This is a genomic window from Stappia sp. ABD4_338 (assembly GCF_056312175.1).
This window is the reverse complement of the sequence record NZ_CM149982.1, coordinates 728350-743205: the sequence shown is the minus strand read 5'-3', so window position 1 is coordinate 743205 and position 14856 is coordinate 728350. Positions and strand designations below refer to the sequence as shown.

Genomic DNA, 14856 nt, shown 5'->3' with positions numbered 1-14856 from the left:
CGCTACCTCACCACCGGCGCGGCATTGCCGGCATAACCACCGAGCGTCGCATTGCTGTCGATGGGCTCAAGCTCCACCGGGCGGATCGGAATATCCTCGATCCGCGTGATCTGGTCGACGCTGAGCGGTTCCAGGTGCAGGTGATCCTTGTAACGCTCGACGAGCCCCTGCAGGCGGCTCGGATCGTTGAGCACGCTCCATTCCGCACGCAGGAGCTGGATGCGCTCGCGTTCGTCGTCGATGCGCTTCTGGAGCGCCGACACGTGCTCCGCCGAGCGTTCCGCATCGTGCTTCATGTTGTAGACGCTGGCCGCCGCGGCAAGGACGCCCACCGCCAGCACGACATTCGTGATCCGACCCATGTCCGTCAGCCTCCGACCTGCTCGACCGCCACCACACGCGGCAGGCCAAGCGCCTCGCCATCGATGTCCCGCGCCGGCGCGTCCGTGCGGCGGCCAGCGCGCAGCTTTGCCGAGCGCGCGCGGGGATTGCGGGCGATTTCCTCATCCGACGGGTCGCGCGCACCGCGCCCGACGACCTCGAAAGTCGCCGGCGGCACGTCGACCTCCGGCATGTGACGGGATCCGCCAGCCCTGGTTCGGCTGCGGTCTGCAAAAAATCTCTTCACGATCCGGTCTTCCAGCGAATGGAACGTCACGACCACCAGCCGTCCGCCCGGCTTCAGCACATGCTCGGCCGCCGCCAGCGCCTCGACCACCTCGTCGAGCTCGCGGTTGACGTGAATGCGAAGCGCCTGGAACGTGCGGGTCGCCGGATGGATCTGCTTGCCCTTCGACGGACGTCCGACCACCTTCTCGATCACCGCCGCCAGATCGGCGGTGCGCGAGAACGGCTCGCTCTTGCGCCGTTCGGCAATCGCACGCGACACGGCAGACGCCCGCTTCTCCTCGCCGAGAAGACCGATCAGCCGGGTCAGGTCGCGCTGGGGCATCGTGTTCACGACATCCGCCGCCGTAGGCCCCTCACGCTCCATGCGCATGTCCAGCGGACCATCGAAACGGAAGGAAAAGCCGCGCTCGGCCTGATCGAGCTGCATGGACGAAACGCCAAGGTCCAGCACGACCGCATCAACGGGCGCCCGGCCCAGATCCCCGGCATGAACATCAAGTCCCGAAAAACGCCCGTGAACGAGCCGGAGCCGCCCGCCACTCTCGTCGACAAGAGCCTGGCCGGCCTCGATCGCGGTCGGATCACGGTCGATGCCGATCACATCCGCGCCTGTCGCCAGCAGCGCACGCGTGTAGCCGCCCGCACCGAAGGTCCCGTCGATGACGGTCTCGCCGGCGGTAGCGCCAACGGCCTCAAGCACCTCATTCAGAAGGACCGGCACGTGCGGCGCGCCACCTTCCTCGGAAACGACGTGATGGTCTCCCCGCGCCATTACTGCACCTCGCCGGTGCTGCGGGAGATCGCCTGCATGGCAAGCTTCATGGCCTCGGCCCGATGCGCCTTGAAGCGCTCCGGCTCCCAGAGCTGAAACTTGTAGCCCTGCCCGACGAAGGTCACATGGTCGCTGATACAGGCATGATCGCGGATCATCTCGGAGAGCATCACCCGTCCGTCCCCGTCGATCTTGAGAGTTTCGCTGGCACCGAACAGCGCCGTGGACAGCGCATCGTGATCCGCCGTCAGCGTGGACAGTCCGTTGAGGCGCTTCTCGATTTCCTCGATGAGCTGGTGTCCGCCGGCGTCGACCGCATTCTGGTGAAGAGAGGGAAAGCAGTAGAGACCCTCGAACCCGTCGCGGGCGAGCGCCTGTCGGAACGGAGCCGGGATTGAAACCCGCCCCTTGGCGTCGAGTCGATTTGTGTAGTGCGACACGAAGCCGGACATCGATTCTCTCGCCCCAATGCCCGGCCATCACGGCCCGGCGACACATGTTCTCCCGACACCTGGAAAATCCGACGCAACGCGCAACCTGAACGGCGCGCTCGCAGGCCCCACGCAGTGGCCCGGCGAGCCATTCCAGCCCAGCCGCCTCAACTCGAAACGGGATGATTTGGGATACCATGGGACCTCATGGGCGTCAACGGAATCGGATGGTCAAAGCCCCTTCCCACGCGCCTCTCGCGTGCCCCCAAAAGGTTATCCACGGTTAAGCTTAAAAATGAGTTGCCAAAGGGAGAGATCGCGGAAAGCCGCGATTCTGCCGCCAACGGCATGCACGCGCCCGCGGCCATCCGTGTTTTGCACAATGCAAGAACGCCCCCTGAAGGGCGTTCAACGCGCACTGGTGCGCTCGGCATGATGGGGAAGGAGTGTCAGCCGGCCTTTAAGCCGGGTTCTGTAAGGCGTGACGCGAAGCCACGCGTGACGGCCATTCATCTTGGGCGCCCGTTGCCGGACGCCTCTCGCAACCTACCCGGGCGACTGGCGTGGAACCGCCGGGGACCTTTCAGCCCCCACGCCGCCCCTATTCGGTTTTGCTCCCGGTGGGGTTTGCCGTGCCGCTTCCGTTGCCGGTCGCGCGGTGGGCTCTTACCCCACCCTTTCACCCTTGCCACGGCCTCGGCCGTGGCGGTTTGCTTTCTGTGGCACTTTCCCTGGGGTCGCCCCCGCCGGGTGTTACCCGGCACCGTTTTTCCATGGAGCCCGGACTTTCCTCCCCCGCGGCGTTTCCGCGCTTGCGGGAGCGGCCGTCCGGCCGGCTGACGCGCGACACCTATGCGGGTGGAGCCCCCCGGTCAAGCGACTCCATGTCCGGCAGGCGCATTTCCCGTTTCCCTGTCGAGGGCATCCGCAACGGCTTCGGCGCATGTTTCCGCCTCGCCGTCACGCAAGGCGGCGAACCCGATCACCAGGCCGCTCGCCTTGGCGGACAGGGCATAGGCCGAAAGCGCCGCGACGCCGAACGCACGCTCGTTGACCCGCCTGGCCACCGCCTTGTCATCGCATGGCATGTTGAAACGCACGGCTATCTGCACTCCGCCCACGGGGTCGGCTGCAACGATCCGATTGCCGAGCCGCGCCCTCAATGCCTCGGCGAGCCCGCGACCACGCTGCGCGTAGACCTCGCGGATACGGCGCAGGTGGGCACGATAGTGGCCACTCTCGATAAACTCCGCGAGGGCAGCCTGGGTGGCGACATTGGCGAAGGTGCCCGTGACCCTCTGCACGCGGGCAAGCGGTGCCGCGAGCGCGGGTGGCACAACCATGTAGGCGACCCGCAGCCCGGGAAGCATGGTTTTCGAGAAAGTCCCCAGATACACCGTGTCGCCTTCCCCGCCGAGCCCCTGCATCGCGGCAAGCGGGCGCCCCTCGAACAGGAACTCGCTGTCGTAGTCGTCCTCCACGACGAGGCCGCCGCAAGCGCGAACACGCTCCAGCATCATCAGGCGGCGGTGCAGCGGCATGCGCATCCCGAAGGGATACTGGTGCGAGGGGGTTACATAGACGAGGCGCGGCGCTGGGCCATCCGGCATCCGGCGCGGATCCGCGCCCTCGTCATCGACGGGCATGGGTCGGATATCGAGGCCGGCGGCCTGGAAGGCTGCTCGGGCCCCGAGGTAGCCCGGATCCTCGAGCCAGACGCAGTCGCCGGGATCGGTCAGCGCGCTCGCTAGCATGAAGAGCGCCGCCTGGGTCGAGGGGAGCACGATGATCCGCTCGGCGGAGGCCCTGAGGCCGCGCTCCTCCACCAGATACGAGGCCAGCACCTCGCGAAGCGGCTCATATCCCGGAATCCGGTCGTAGAAGAGCTCAGGCCCCTTGAGCCGGCGTGCGGCCCGACGCAAGGCCCGCGCCCAGGCGTCCTGGGGAAAGCAGTCAAGCGCCGGCGTTCCCGGTTCGAGGCGGCCGCCACGCCTCCGTCCGCTCGCACCCCACGGGTTGGAGGCCATTGCCTGACCACGCGCGGACAGGACCGGTTCGGATGCGGATGCCTGGGGTAACAGCTCGCCCGGAAGATCTCCCACGCCTTCACCGCCATCGACGACACGCGGCGCGGAGCCCGGCCGCACCTCGATCATGCCTTCCGCCATCAGCAACTCGTAGGCCGCGTTCACGGTATTGCGCGACACGCCCAGGCCGGTCGCCAGTGAGCGGCTCGACGGAAGGCGTCCGCCAAGTGCCAGCCGGCCATCGAGGATGGCCCTCCGCGTGCTGCGATAGATCTGCTCGGGAAGCGGCACCGAACTGTCACGGTCGAGCGTCAAAAGTCCCACCAGCAAAGTGGCCTCCTGGAATTGAAACAAACCGGATCTTCAAGAGGACCAGTTTAGTGACACACTCGCGCCCGTCAAAAAAGGAAGAAACGCATGCCGCACACGCCTCCTCACCCGGCCTCCCTTCATGCAGACCAATCCCCGGCCCCCCCCCGCCCGCCGGCCTGGGCACGCACCCGTGTCCGCGACCGTGATGTTCCGGAACGCGATGCGGCATTTGCGGTCCTGCGCGAGGGGCGTGTCGCTCACGTCGGCTTCATTGATGCCGGACGGCCAATGGTGGTGCCGATGATCTATGCGCTGGTCGGCGAGACGCTCTATCTGCACGGGGCAAAAGCGACCCGGTTCATCAAGGCCAACAGGGAAAGTGCCCCGCTCTGCGTCACCGTCACGCTTGTGGACGGCATCGTGGTCGCCCGCTCGGCGTTCCACCATTCGATGAACTATCGCTGCGTGATGGCCCACGGCACTGCGCGGCTGGTGACCGCGCCCGCGGAACGTGAGGAGGCCCTGGTCGCACTGACGGACCATATGCTTCCGGGCCGCTGGTCGGAGATCCGTCCCATGACGGAGAAGGAGAATGCGGCAACCGGCATCCTCGCGCTCGAACTCGAGCACATGACCCTCAAGGCCCGCAACGGGCCGCCCAAGGACGATGAGGAGGACTACGACCTGCCGGTCTGGGCCGGCGTTGTCTCACTCGGGGAAACCGTCACGCGGGTGCAGGACGACCCGCGCCTTCGAGACGGCATCGAACGGCCCGCCTCGGTCGAGGCCTGCCTGAAACCGTCGCGCGAGACAGCAGGGGCGTAGGGACGCATGTATGCGATCGAACAAAGCCGCGAGACACGCCGCGATGTCCTTCTGGAAGCGATCCGAAGCATCGGCCTTGCGACCCTGGCAAGCGGAACGAACGGGCTGCACGCCACGTTGCTTCCGCTGACGGTGCTGTCGAAGGACGACGGGAAGCTGGTGCTTACCGGGCATTTCGCCCGGGCCAACAGGCACTGGCGCGCGGTCGGCTCCGGCATCGACGCGCTTGCGCTCTTCCAGGGACCGCACGCCTATGTGTCGCCTGGCTGGTACGCGACCAAGGCGGAAACAGGAAAAAGCGTTCCGACCTGGGCCTATGTGGCTGTCGAAGCGCGCGGAACGCTACGCCTCGTGGAAGATCCCGAGAAGCTGCGCGCCATGCTCGACGCCCTCACCGCCGACCACGAGAGCGGCCGCGAGGCGCCCTGGGCGGTCGGCGACGCGCCGCAGGACTACATTGCCGCCATGATGCGCGGCATCGTCGGCCTCGAACTCGAGGTGAGCGAGCTGTCCGGCGTCTGGAAGCTCAACCAGGCCAAGAGCGAAGCCGACCGACGTGGCATGATCGACGGCCTGGGCCGTGAGGGAACCGCCGACGCGACAAGCCTTGCCGCTCTCGCACAGGCCGGCCTTCCCGATGCTGGTGCCTCCGGAAAAACCTAGGATGCGGCCCTGTCCTGACGGGTTCGTCCGTCAGGAGTTCGCCATGATCCGCTTGACCTTCGAACAGTAGGCCTTGCTTACGCGGTTCATGCGCTTGGCGTAGTGTCCCGCGTTGTAGCGCAGGATCGTGCCGCAGGTGTCACCACCGGCCCGCTCGTGCGCTCCGGCGAGATAGAGCATTCCGTAGGTGATGTTCGTCTTCGGATCGTAGAGCGCTTTGGCGCTGCCGCGGAATCCGACGCCACGCGCGGTCTGCGGCTTGATCTGCATGAGCCCGATCTCGCCATGCCGGCCACGGGCACGCGGATTGTAGTTGCTTTCCACTTTCACCACGGCCCGGGCAAGCTTGATCGGAATGCCGTGCTTCTTGGCTTCGGTGCGAATGATCTCGTCGTATTTTGCAGCCTTCGCCCCTGCGGAAAGGATTGCAGGATCGACCGTCGTCGTGCTCACCGCATCCGTCTGACAGGCGCCCAGAGCGAGCGCGAGCGACACGACGCCGGCGAGGCGCGCGAGGGAAGAATTCATCATGTACCCGACCTTCAAGTTTCCGTGCTTGTCTTGAGGGCGGGTGTATGACCCTGCGTTAGGACGAAAATCTGTCCCCGCAGGTCACGAAATATTACAAAAACGCCGGTAAAATGTGGGTGTTTTGCGGCACATTCGGAGATGTTTGGCGGGACCGGGGCAGCTTATGCTGCAATGCGGCAAAACCGTGTCGCACGCCTGACGAGGGCCTGCCTCATTCGGCGGACGGACGTAGCGACAGCAAGCGGTGCAGCGTGATGATCGTGGACATGTCCGCGATCCCGTCCACGCAGGTCTGGCGGTGGTGGCGCTGGAATGCCTCGACGGCCAGTCGGGTCGGGTCGGAGAACCGGCCGTCGATATCCATCTCGAAACCGTAGAGCGCCAGCATCGACTGCAACGCCTCGACCGGCTGCCCCTGATCCCCTTCCTGGAGATAGCGCCCTCCGGTGACCGGCTCGGGATCCACATGATCTCCAACGCCCGCTGCCGCCAGAAGGTTCCACGGAAACAGCTCGCCCGGGTCGCGCTTTCGCGCGGGCGCCACGTCGGAATGGGCCAGAACCCGCCATGAGGGAATCTCGTGACGTGCGCAAATGTCCTTCGCCAGATCGCACACGGAAGCGATCTGGGCGTCCGGAAAGTCACGGTAGCCGTATTCGTGGCCGGGATTGACGACCTCGATGCCGATGGAGCTGGAATTCACGTCCCGCTCGCCTGCGAAATAGCTTTCGCCGGCGTGCCAGGCGCGGCGCGCCTCCGGCACCATCTGCAGGATTGAGCCATCCTCGTGCACGAGGTAATGCGCGGAGACCTCGGCACGCGGGTCGCACAGGCGCCGGACAGCCTCCTCCCCGTCCTTCATGCCGGTGTAGTGAAGAACGAGCATGTCGATGCGCGCGCCCTCGCGACGCTCGCCGTGGTTCGGCGAGGGATGAACGCGCGCGGGAAGGGAAGTGTCGGTCCTGGGAGCCATGACGTATCTCGTTTGCGGGGCCACGCCCTAAAGTCCGCGTTCCGCGGATATCTTGGAATAGGCGGCATTGATCGCCGCCATGCGATCGTTGGCGATGCGCAGGAACTCTTCCGGAACGCCTCGCGCGATCAGCCGGTCGGGGTGGTTTTCCGCGACCAGGCGGCGATAGTGGCGACGCGCCTCGTCGTTGGAGGCGGACGTCTCGAGCCCAAGAACCAGATAGGGATCCGCCCCCTGGCGGGTGTGTCGGGCCAGGAGCCGGTCGAATTCTCGCGGCTCCAGTCCGAAGATCTCCGCGACGCGGGCAAGATAGGCGACCTCGTGTTCGTGAACCACGCCATCCGCCTTGGCGATGTGGAACAGCACGTCGAGGATGTCGACCCTGATTTCCATGTCGTCGGGAAACAGGCCCGCAAGCCGTGCCGCATAGACCTCGAAGCCGGCGACATCCTGCTTGGCGAGGTTGAAGAGGCGCGCCACATTGCGCTCCTCGCCGCGCGGAATCTCGAACACGTCGAGAAAGGCGATTTCCTCGTCGCCCGTCACCACGCCGTCTGCCTTGGCCATCTTTGCCGCGAGCGCGATCATCGCGACGGTGAAGGCGACAGATCGCTCTCCGCGCCCGCCCCCAGGAGCGGTCACATAGCCTATCAGCCGGTCGACGGCCTCCATGCCGCTCTGACCGATTGCCTGGACGATGACGCTTATTCTTTCCCAGATCGACATGGGGCGGGTTTTCAGACCGGACGCGCGATGCCGCCGGAAACACTCCTGTCGCTCATGCCCTAACTCCCCGCCCCTCGGCGCCGCTTCGATTCGTCGTGACACGCATCGTCACCGACGCACGCCCATGCGCAACCTCTTTGTGCGTGTCACGGTCGCGTCAGATCCGGCATGGGCCCCGTCATCCGGCTCGCGTCCACGATACGGTCGAAGGTCTCCGCGTCGACATGTCCCAGGTCGAGCGCCGCCTCGCGCAGCGTCATGCCGTGATGATGGGCATGATGGGCGATTGCCGCAGCCTTGTCGTAGCCGATCTCGGGCGTCAGCGCCGTCACGAGCATGAGGGACCGGCCGACCGTTTCGGAGAGCTGCGCCTCGTTGGCCCGCATTCCCTCGACCGCGAAACGCGCGAAGTTTTCCATCCCGTCGGAAAGCAGGCGGCAGGCATCGATGACGTTCGATCCGATCATGGGCTTGTAGACGTTCATTTCCAGAATGCCAGCAGCCCCCGCCTGCGCGGTCGCGGCGTCGAGCCCCATGACCTGAACCGCCAGCATGGCAAGCGCCTCGCACTGTGTCGGATTGACCTTGCCCGGCATGATCGAGGACCCCGGTTCATTTTCCGGCAGCAGGATCTCGTTGAAGCCCGCACGCGGACCGCAGGACAGAAGACGGATGTCATTCGCGATCTTGTTGAGGGAGACGGCAAGCGTTCTCAACATGCCCGAGGCGGCCACCATGGCGTCGTGTGACCCCATGACGGCGAACTTGTTGCCCGCCGCCACGAAGGGAAGCCCCGTTTCCCGGGCCAGCGCCGCCGCGACCCCGGTATCGAACCCCTCGGGGGCATTCAAACCGGTCCCGACCGCCGTTCCTCCGATGGCAAGCGGCATCAGCCCGTCCCGTGCGAAGACCAGGCGCGCACGGTTGTCGTCGAGAACGCCTACATATCCCGCCATTTCCTGGCCCAGCGTCATGGGCACGGCGTCCTGCATGTGCGTACGGCCGATCTTCACCAGATCGCGCCAGGCCTCGGCCTTCGCCGCAAGTGCCGAGCGCAACGTATCGAGCGCCGGAAGCACCCGGGTCTCGATCATCAGCGCGGCCGCGACGTTCAGCGCGGTCGGCACCACATCGTTGGAGGATTGCGACCGGTTGACGTGGTCATTCGGATGGACCGGATCCTTTGAGCCGAGCGTTCCACCGGCCGCCTCGATCGCCCGGTTGGCGATCACCTCGTTCACGTTCATGTTGGCCTGTGTGCCCGAGCCGGTCATCCAGACATGCAGGGGAAACTCGGCATCCAGACGCCCCTCGACGATCTCCCGAGCCGCGGCCTCGATGAGCGCTGCACGGCGCTCGTCCAGAACGCCGAGATCCGCGTTGACCCGGGCCGCTGCCCCTTTGATGCGCGCCAGGGCATGGATGATCTCGAGCGGAAAAAGATCACGCCCGATGGAGAAGTGGTGTCGGGAACGCTCGGTCTGCGCTCCCCAGTAACGCTCCGCGGGCACCTCAATCGCGCCCATGGAATCCGTTTCCTTGCGTGTCCTGTCCGCACTCATCGAACGTCCTCGTCTTCCGGCATGCCTTTACGGCAACGATTCAGGGTATGGAAACTTAGGTAAGCGATGATCTCCCGGTTGCGTGGCGTTTTGGTGAGTACCACGCGGGAGATCGAGTTTGCGCCAGTTTCGTTCATTGGCAGGAGTTCTTGTCGGCTTTTTGATCGTCGTCGCGTTTGCCGGCGCGATCCACGCCGCGAACCTGCTGTTTTCCCACGCACTCTATAGCCGCGACGCCGTGGAGACGGCACAGCGCATCGCGTGGGAACTGCCGAACTTCGGTGAACGGGGCAATATCGGCGCTCACACAGAGGAAGCGCCGGACACCGCTCCCGAAGCCGCTTCCGACCTCGCTGCTCCCCTTCCGGCCGAAGGCACGGCGTCCGTACTGCGTCCTTCGCTCGACGGCACGGCACCATCCGCGCAAGAACCCATCGCCCAGGCTGCCGCTTCCAAAACGCCCTCTCCTCATCCCTCCAAGTCACCTGTCCCCGACGGCCCGCACGCTGAAAGTCTGGTGGCCTGGGTGGACGACTTCGCCGCGCATCTTACCACTCACGAGGACGTCAACCCACTGTGGGTCATGGTGCTTTCCGGATCCGAGCCGGTCGAGATCGCCCGCACCGACGAAACGGATGTTCTGAGGCGCGCGAGCCCCCGCATCGGTCCGCTCATGGAGCGCCTGCGCAAAGCCGATGGGCCGGTCGTGGATATCCCCTCGTCGCTGTCGATACTCGGTAGCGCGGACAAGATGACCTTGATCGCCGTCCCGGTCCACGCCAACGGCAAGCTCGTCGCCGCGCTCATCCTGTCCTACGACCAGAAGACGACCGGCGCGTTCCTGACCAATCTCATTCAGCTCGGCGTCGCCATCATGGTGACCATGCTGTTCGTGGCCACGGGCCTTGCCGCCCTTCTCGTCTGGCTGAGGTTCCGTGACCGGCTCAAGGCAAGCAAGACGATCCAGTTCCTTGCGCACCACGACGCCCTGACGGGACTTCCCAACCGCACGGTCTTCAACACCAAGCTGACGGAAGCCCTGCGTCTTGCTCATGCCAAAGCGAGCAGCATCTCTGTCATTCTCATCGATCTTGACAAGTTCAAGGACGTGAACGACACCCACGGCCATGCCGCGGGCGACCTGTTCCTGCAGGTTGTCGCGGATCGCATGAGCACGGTATTCTCGCGACATCTCGTGGCCCGGCTGTCCGGCGACGAGTTCGCGGTCCTGCTGACGGCGGAGAGTGACCATGCCAGCGCGACCCGGCTCGCGGAAACGATGGTCGCCGCGACGAAAATGCCGACCCGCATCGACGGCAAGGACATTCCCGTCTCGGTCTCCATGGGCATTGCCCAGGCCTCCGACTCCGCCTGGCGTGCATCGCGACTGCTGCATTGCGCCGACCTTGCCCTTTATCGCGCCAAGCAAGGCGGGCGCTCCACCTTCGTATGGTACACGCCGGACATGGACGCGGAGGCCAAGGAGCGTCGCCGGCTTGAGCACGACCTGCGCAAGGCCCTTCGCGACGACCAGTTCCGCCTGCTCTACCAGCCACAGTTCAGTCTCAACGATCTGAAGCTGACCGGCTATGAAACGCTTTTGCGCTGGGAACACCCGGAGCGGGGCACCATTTCGCCTGCCGTTTTCATTCCGATCGCGGAAGAAGCGGGACTGATCGAGGAAATCGGCACCTGGGTACTGCGTCACGCCTGCATCGAGGCCGCCGCCTGGGAGGACAGCACGCTTACGGTCTCGGTCAATGTGTCCCCGGCACAGTTCAAGGCCGGCATGACGGAGCAGCGCGTCGCGGAAGCACTGCGGGCAAGCGGCCTGGATGCCAAGCGTCTCGAAATCGAGATCACGGAAAGCCTGCTGATTTCGAACACCTCAGCCGTGGTCAAGACCTTGACCGCCGTGCGCGGAATGGGCGTTTCCATTGCGATGGACGACTTCGGTACCGGCTACTCGAGCCTGAGCTATCTTTCGCGCTTCCCCTTCGACACAATCAAGATCGACCGCTCCTTCGTCGCGACACTCGGGCGCAATGCGACCACGGACGCGATCATTGCCTCGATCGTCGGGCTCGGCCGATCCCTCGGCGTCACGATCACTGCCGAGGGCGTGGAAAACGAGGACCAGGCGATGCTCCTGCGCGCGGCCGGTTGCGACAAGGTGCAGGGTTTCCTGTTCGGTCGTCCGCTGGACCTCTCCGACGCCCGTGCCAGCGCCGATGCGCTGCGCAGGCAGGAGGAAAACCGCAACTTCCTGCAGAGCCGGCGCGCGTCCTCCGTCCTCCTGACCCCATCCGCCTCCCGGCCTACAGTCGAGACGGACGGCGAAGTCGCGTTCGCGGATCCGGACATGACTGCGGATGCCGGCTCAACGCCTGCCCGCGAGCCCATTCGCGCGGACGACCCGACAGGTCAGGAAGAACCGCAGGCGAGCGCAGAGACACCGGATGCGATACGGCTGGAGGACGAAACAGCTAAGATCCCCCACGGCGCCCTTCTCGAACAGGTCGGTGAGACGAACCAGGAGGCGCCGGGTCCCTCTCGCAAGTCGGGGCGTGCCGGATAGCAGGCCCCGCCGGGCCCAACATGCACGGTCGACCTACATCGCCGCCGCAGCGCGGGCGGCCTGATCATAGTGCCCCGAGACGGAGCGAAGCGTTGCCGCCAGGCGCGACAATTCCTGTTCGTCCATGCCGAGCCCCTTCACCGGGCCGACCAGCAAGGCCTCGCGGAGCCTGCGATACTCGAGGCAGATCTTTTCCCCCTCGGCCGTGATGGCCACGGTCTTCTCCTTCCCGCGCCTGCCAGTTTCCACCAGTCCGGCGGCCTGAAGCTTTTTCAGCGCATAGGTAACCGTGTGCGTGTCCTCGATGTTGAGGACAAGGCAGATGTCGGCGAGCGACTTGGGCCGCCCGCGATGGTTGACCGAATGCAGCACGAGTGTTTCGAGAGGACTGATCCCGGGAGCCCCCGCCGCCGCCATGCAGCGCGCCATCCAGCGGTGATAGGCGTTGACCATCATGGTCACCGCGAATTCCACCTCCGACAGTGCCGGCATGGCACCGGAGGCAAGATGCGCCGCCGATACGACCGGACCTACTCCGGGATGGGCCGGCTCGTTCTCCGTCTCGCTCGACATATTGATCCTGTCCCTGGTTGGTGATGTGGACGTGTCATCGAACGGCCCGCACATGCGGACCACCCGTCACGACACGGGATAGCGCGCCGGATCAAGGCCCGACTGGAACCACGTGACGAGGCTCGCCACCGAATAGACCGGCACGCCGCAAGCCGCCCGAATGTCCGCCGCATAGGGCACCATGTTCGTGCATTCCAGAACGATGGCGCCGACCTCGGGATGCCGCGCAATCAACGCCCGCCCGGCCGCAACGAGGTCGGCACGCGCCAGATCCACGTCGAGCTCCTCCTCGTTTGCGAGGATGACACGGGAAAACTCCCGCCCGCCATCCGTGCCGGCAATGGGCGTGTCCGGCGCGCAGCCAGCCGCAACGAGATCCCCCGGACCGAGGGATTGTGCCGAGATCGTCAGGATACCGACACGCTTCCCGGCAGGCAGAAGCGCCTGCACCATGGGAACCTGCATGAGCGACGAGGTCGCGACCGGAACGCCCAGCGCATCGCGCAGGCGGTCCTGAAACCGCACGAGGAACCCACAGCTCGTGACGATGCCCTGCGCTCCGTCGGCGACGAGCCCCCGCCCGGCCTCGATGAAGGGGGCCAGAAGCAGCTCCGTGTCGCCGCTGACAGCAAGCTCGGGCCGCGCGCCGCGCACCACGCGATAGAGCACGGGAAACGGCCATGTCAGTGCGTTGCCGAGATCTCCGGGAATGCGGGGGAACCGCGTGTCGAGCATAGCTATTCCGACCGCCGCTCCCGCAACGGGTGCTCCGCCCCTGACACGCATGACCCGGACCTCCTTCTGCCGCGCGCGCCCAGGGGGACGCGCTTCCTCCCGCCGGATTTATCACGTCCGCCATCCGGCGGTCCGTCTTCTTTTTTCGGCGTTTCGTCGGAATGGTGCGCCAACAATGGCAATTTGTCGACAAATTGTTGACACCATGTCGCTCGCCGATAAGACTTCCCGAGTCTCGTCTGCTGTCGCGCCCGGTGTCCCCCTGTCGGAACGCCCCCGTGGCGGCTAGAGTGAGGCCGACCCCGCGACCAGACGGGGCGCGAGAAACAATATGACCGACCAGAGATCAGGAACCCGCTTCCGCGCCGCAACGCATCGAGTCGGAAGCACACCGGAGGACTGCAGCATGACCGCATCGACCCAGACCCGTCGGGCCCTGGCCTATACCACCAGCCTGGCCGCCGCCGGCCTCGTGGCCACCGCCCTTGCGGGTCCGGCCGCGGCCGAGAAGTGGGATCTGCCGATGGCCTATCCGGCCAGCAACTACCACACGGAAAATGGCGGCACCTTCGCCGCCTGCGTGACCAAGGGAACCGACGGCGCGATCGAGATCGTCACCCATCCCAACGGATCCCTGTTCGGCGGCGCCGACATCAAGCGCGCCGTCCAGACCGGCCAGGTGCCGATCGGCGAGCGCCTTCTGTCCGCCCACGCCAACGAGAATCCGCTCTTCGGCGTCGACAGCATTCCCTTCCTCGCCACCTCCTTCGACGATTCCGTGAAGCTGTGGGACGCCGCCGAGCCGGCGATCGCCGAGGCGCTGGACGAGCAGAACCTGGTGCTGCTCTACACTGTGCCGTGGCCGCCCCAGGGCATGTACTTCAACAAGGAAGTGAACTCCGTCGCCGACATGGAGGGCCTGAAGTTCCGCGCGTACAACGCCGCGACCGCCAAGCTCGCCGAACTCACCGGCATGCTGCCGGTGCAGATCGAGGCCGCCGAGGTACCGCAGGCGTTCGCCACCGGTGTCGCCCAGTCGATGGTCTCCTCCGGTGCGACCGGTTACGACAGCAAGCTCTGGGAGAACGTGTCCAATTTCTACGAAGTCGACGCGTGGCTGCCGCGCAACGCCGTCTTCGTCAACAAGGACAGCTGGGCCGCGCTCGACGACGCGACCAGGAAGGTCTTCACCGACTGCGCCGCCACCGCCGAGAGCGAGGGCCTGCAGAAGGCGAAGGACTACACCACCTTCACCCTCGAGGGACTGGCCGAAAACGGCATGAAGGTCGAGAAGCCGAGCGATCAGCTCAAGGCGGATCTTGCCAAGGTCGGAGAGACCATGACCGCCGAGTGGCTGAAGGCCGCCGGCGACAAGGGCAAGGCCATCGTCGACGCCTACAAGGCCAACTGAGGCGGGACCGCGAACGGCGCGCCCGCGCGCCGTTCGTCCCATGCGCGGGGAAGCGGTGTGTCCGCTGCCTCGCGCCACTGCCGGCCAACGGTGCCGAACGCGCCGCG

General features: G+C 65.7%; 14 protein-coding genes and 1 other RNA gene. 4 read left to right on the top strand and 11 right to left on the bottom strand.

The window, feature by feature from the left end; translation table 11 throughout:
• Positions 1-2: 2 nt before the first annotated feature.
• The 5 genes from ftsL to pdxR all read right to left on the bottom strand — a co-directional run bounded on the left by ftsL (position 3) and on the right by pdxR (position 4184).
• Complete coding sequence (gene ftsL / locus ACYX4S_RS03330) at positions 3-362, bottom strand: cell division protein FtsL (protein ID WP_293724513.1); 360 nt, start codon at positions 360-362, stop codon at positions 3-5.
• 5 nt (positions 363-367) lie between these two features.
• Positions 368-1402, bottom strand: a complete 1035-nt coding sequence (gene rsmH / locus ACYX4S_RS03325; protein WP_476361882.1) for a 16S rRNA (cytosine(1402)-N(4))-methyltransferase RsmH — start codon at positions 1400-1402, stop codon at positions 368-370.
• Positions 1402-1854, bottom strand: coding sequence for a division/cell wall cluster transcriptional repressor MraZ (gene mraZ, locus ACYX4S_RS03320; RefSeq protein ID WP_293724509.1), 453 nt, complete (start codon positions 1852-1854; stop codon positions 1402-1404). Before mraZ ends, rsmH begins: the two co-directional genes overlap by 1 nt.
• Before the next feature lie 424 nt (positions 1855-2278).
• Positions 2279-2673: RNase P RNA component class A (gene rnpB, locus ACYX4S_RS03315), an RNA gene on the bottom strand.
• Between the two features lie 32 nt (positions 2674-2705).
• Positions 2706-4184 carry a MocR-like pyridoxine biosynthesis transcription factor PdxR gene (gene pdxR, locus ACYX4S_RS03310; RefSeq protein ID WP_476361881.1) on the bottom strand — a complete coding sequence of 493 codons (1479 nt, stop codon included), beginning with the start codon at positions 4182-4184 and terminating at the stop codon, positions 2706-2708.
• Between the two features lie 93 nt (positions 4185-4277).
• Here pdxR and ACYX4S_RS03305 point away from each other — a divergent pair, with 93 nt between their 5' ends.
• Together ACYX4S_RS03305 and ACYX4S_RS03300 are read left to right on the top strand one after the other, a co-directional pair.
• The gene (locus tag ACYX4S_RS03305; protein WP_476361880.1) at positions 4278-4997 is read left to right on the top strand and encodes a pyridoxamine 5'-phosphate oxidase family protein; all 720 of its coding nucleotides are present in this window, start codon (positions 4278-4280) and stop codon (positions 4995-4997) included.
• A 6-nt stretch (positions 4998-5003) separates the two neighbouring features.
• A complete protein-coding gene (locus ACYX4S_RS03300; RefSeq protein WP_476361879.1) occupies positions 5004-5660 on the top strand; it encodes an FMN-binding negative transcriptional regulator in 657 nt (218 codons plus the stop codon).
• Positions 5661-5690: 30 nt separating this feature from the next.
• Here ACYX4S_RS03300 and ACYX4S_RS03295 read toward each other — a convergent pair whose 3' ends face one another.
• The 4 genes from ACYX4S_RS03295 to ACYX4S_RS03280 form a co-directional block, all read right to left on the bottom strand.
• Positions 5691-6191: a lytic transglycosylase domain-containing protein gene (locus ACYX4S_RS03295; protein ID WP_293724501.1), complete on the bottom strand. Its 501-nt coding sequence runs from the start codon at positions 6189-6191 to the stop codon at positions 5691-5693.
• A 211-nt stretch (positions 6192-6402) separates the two neighbouring features.
• Positions 6403-7164 (bottom strand): peptidoglycan recognition protein family protein, encoded by a 762-nt coding sequence (locus ACYX4S_RS03290; RefSeq protein ID WP_476361878.1) that lies wholly within the window; start codon positions 7162-7164, stop codon positions 6403-6405.
• Positions 7165-7191: 27 nt separating this feature from the next.
• Positions 7192-7890: a TerB family tellurite resistance protein gene (locus ACYX4S_RS03285; RefSeq protein WP_293724497.1), complete on the bottom strand. Its 699-nt coding sequence runs from the start codon at positions 7888-7890 to the stop codon at positions 7192-7194.
• 146 nt (positions 7891-8036) lie between these two features.
• Positions 8037-9416, bottom strand: a complete 1380-nt coding sequence (locus ACYX4S_RS03280; RefSeq protein ID WP_476361877.1) for a class II fumarate hydratase — start codon at positions 9414-9416, stop codon at positions 8037-8039.
• A 154-nt stretch (positions 9417-9570) separates the two neighbouring features.
• On the opposite strand from ACYX4S_RS03280, the gene ACYX4S_RS03275 reads away from it, so the two are divergent.
• The gene (locus ACYX4S_RS03275; protein WP_476361876.1) at positions 9571-12030 is read left to right on the top strand and encodes a putative bifunctional diguanylate cyclase/phosphodiesterase; all 2460 of its coding nucleotides are present in this window, start codon (positions 9571-9573) and stop codon (positions 12028-12030) included.
• Positions 12031-12063: 33 nt separating this feature from the next.
• Here the strand turns inward: ACYX4S_RS03275 and ACYX4S_RS03270 are convergent, their stop codons facing one another.
• Complete coding sequence (locus ACYX4S_RS03270; protein ID WP_293724491.1) at positions 12064-12603, bottom strand: winged helix DNA-binding protein; 540 nt, start codon at positions 12601-12603, stop codon at positions 12064-12066.
• A gap of 66 nt (positions 12604-12669) precedes the next feature.
• Complete coding sequence (locus ACYX4S_RS03265; RefSeq protein WP_476361875.1) at positions 12670-13389, bottom strand: aspartate/glutamate racemase family protein; 720 nt, start codon at positions 13387-13389, stop codon at positions 12670-12672.
• Positions 13390-13744: 355 nt separating this feature from the next.
• On the opposite strand from ACYX4S_RS03265, the gene ACYX4S_RS03260 reads away from it, so the two are divergent.
• Positions 13745-14749, top strand: coding sequence for a TRAP transporter substrate-binding protein (locus ACYX4S_RS03260; RefSeq protein ID WP_293724487.1), 1005 nt, complete (start codon positions 13745-13747; stop codon positions 14747-14749).
• The last annotated feature ends 107 nt before the right edge of the window (positions 14750-14856 follow it).

Excerpts from the sequence above, each read along its gene's own strand:
- ACYX4S_RS03260 (WP_293724487.1), top strand. The coding sequence starts at position 13,745 with ATGACCGCATCGACCCAGACCCGTCGGGCCCTGGCCTATACCACCAGC.
- ACYX4S_RS03290 (WP_476361878.1), bottom strand. The coding sequence starts at position 7,164 with ATGGCTCCCAGGACCGACACTTCCCTTCCCGCGCGCGTTCATCCCTCG.
- ACYX4S_RS03300 (WP_476361879.1), top strand. The coding sequence starts at position 5,004 with ATGTATGCGATCGAACAAAGCCGCGAGACACGCCGCGATGTCCTTCTG.
- ACYX4S_RS03265 (WP_476361875.1), bottom strand. The coding sequence starts at position 13,389 with ATGCGTGTCAGGGGCGGAGCACCCGTTGCGGGAGCGGCGGTCGGAATA.
- ACYX4S_RS03280 (WP_476361877.1), bottom strand. The coding sequence starts at position 9,416 with ATGGGCGCGATTGAGGTGCCCGCGGAGCGTTACTGGGGAGCGCAGACC.
- ACYX4S_RS03295 (WP_293724501.1), bottom strand. The coding sequence starts at position 6,191 with ATGATGAATTCTTCCCTCGCGCGCCTCGCCGGCGTCGTGTCGCTCGCG.
- ACYX4S_RS03270 (WP_293724491.1), bottom strand. The coding sequence starts at position 12,603 with ATGTCGAGCGAGACGGAGAACGAGCCGGCCCATCCCGGAGTAGGTCCG.
- rsmH (WP_476361882.1), bottom strand. The coding sequence starts at position 1,402 with ATGGCGCGGGGAGACCATCACGTCGTTTCCGAGGAAGGTGGCGCGCCG.
- ACYX4S_RS03305 (WP_476361880.1), top strand. The coding sequence starts at position 4,278 with ATGCCGCACACGCCTCCTCACCCGGCCTCCCTTCATGCAGACCAATCC.
- ftsL (WP_293724513.1), bottom strand. The coding sequence starts at position 362 with ATGGGTCGGATCACGAATGTCGTGCTGGCGGTGGGCGTCCTTGCCGCG.
- ACYX4S_RS03285 (WP_293724497.1), bottom strand. The coding sequence starts at position 7,890 with ATGTCGATCTGGGAAAGAATAAGCGTCATCGTCCAGGCAATCGGTCAG.
- mraZ (WP_293724509.1), bottom strand. The coding sequence starts at position 1,854 with ATGTCCGGCTTCGTGTCGCACTACACAAATCGACTCGACGCCAAGGGG.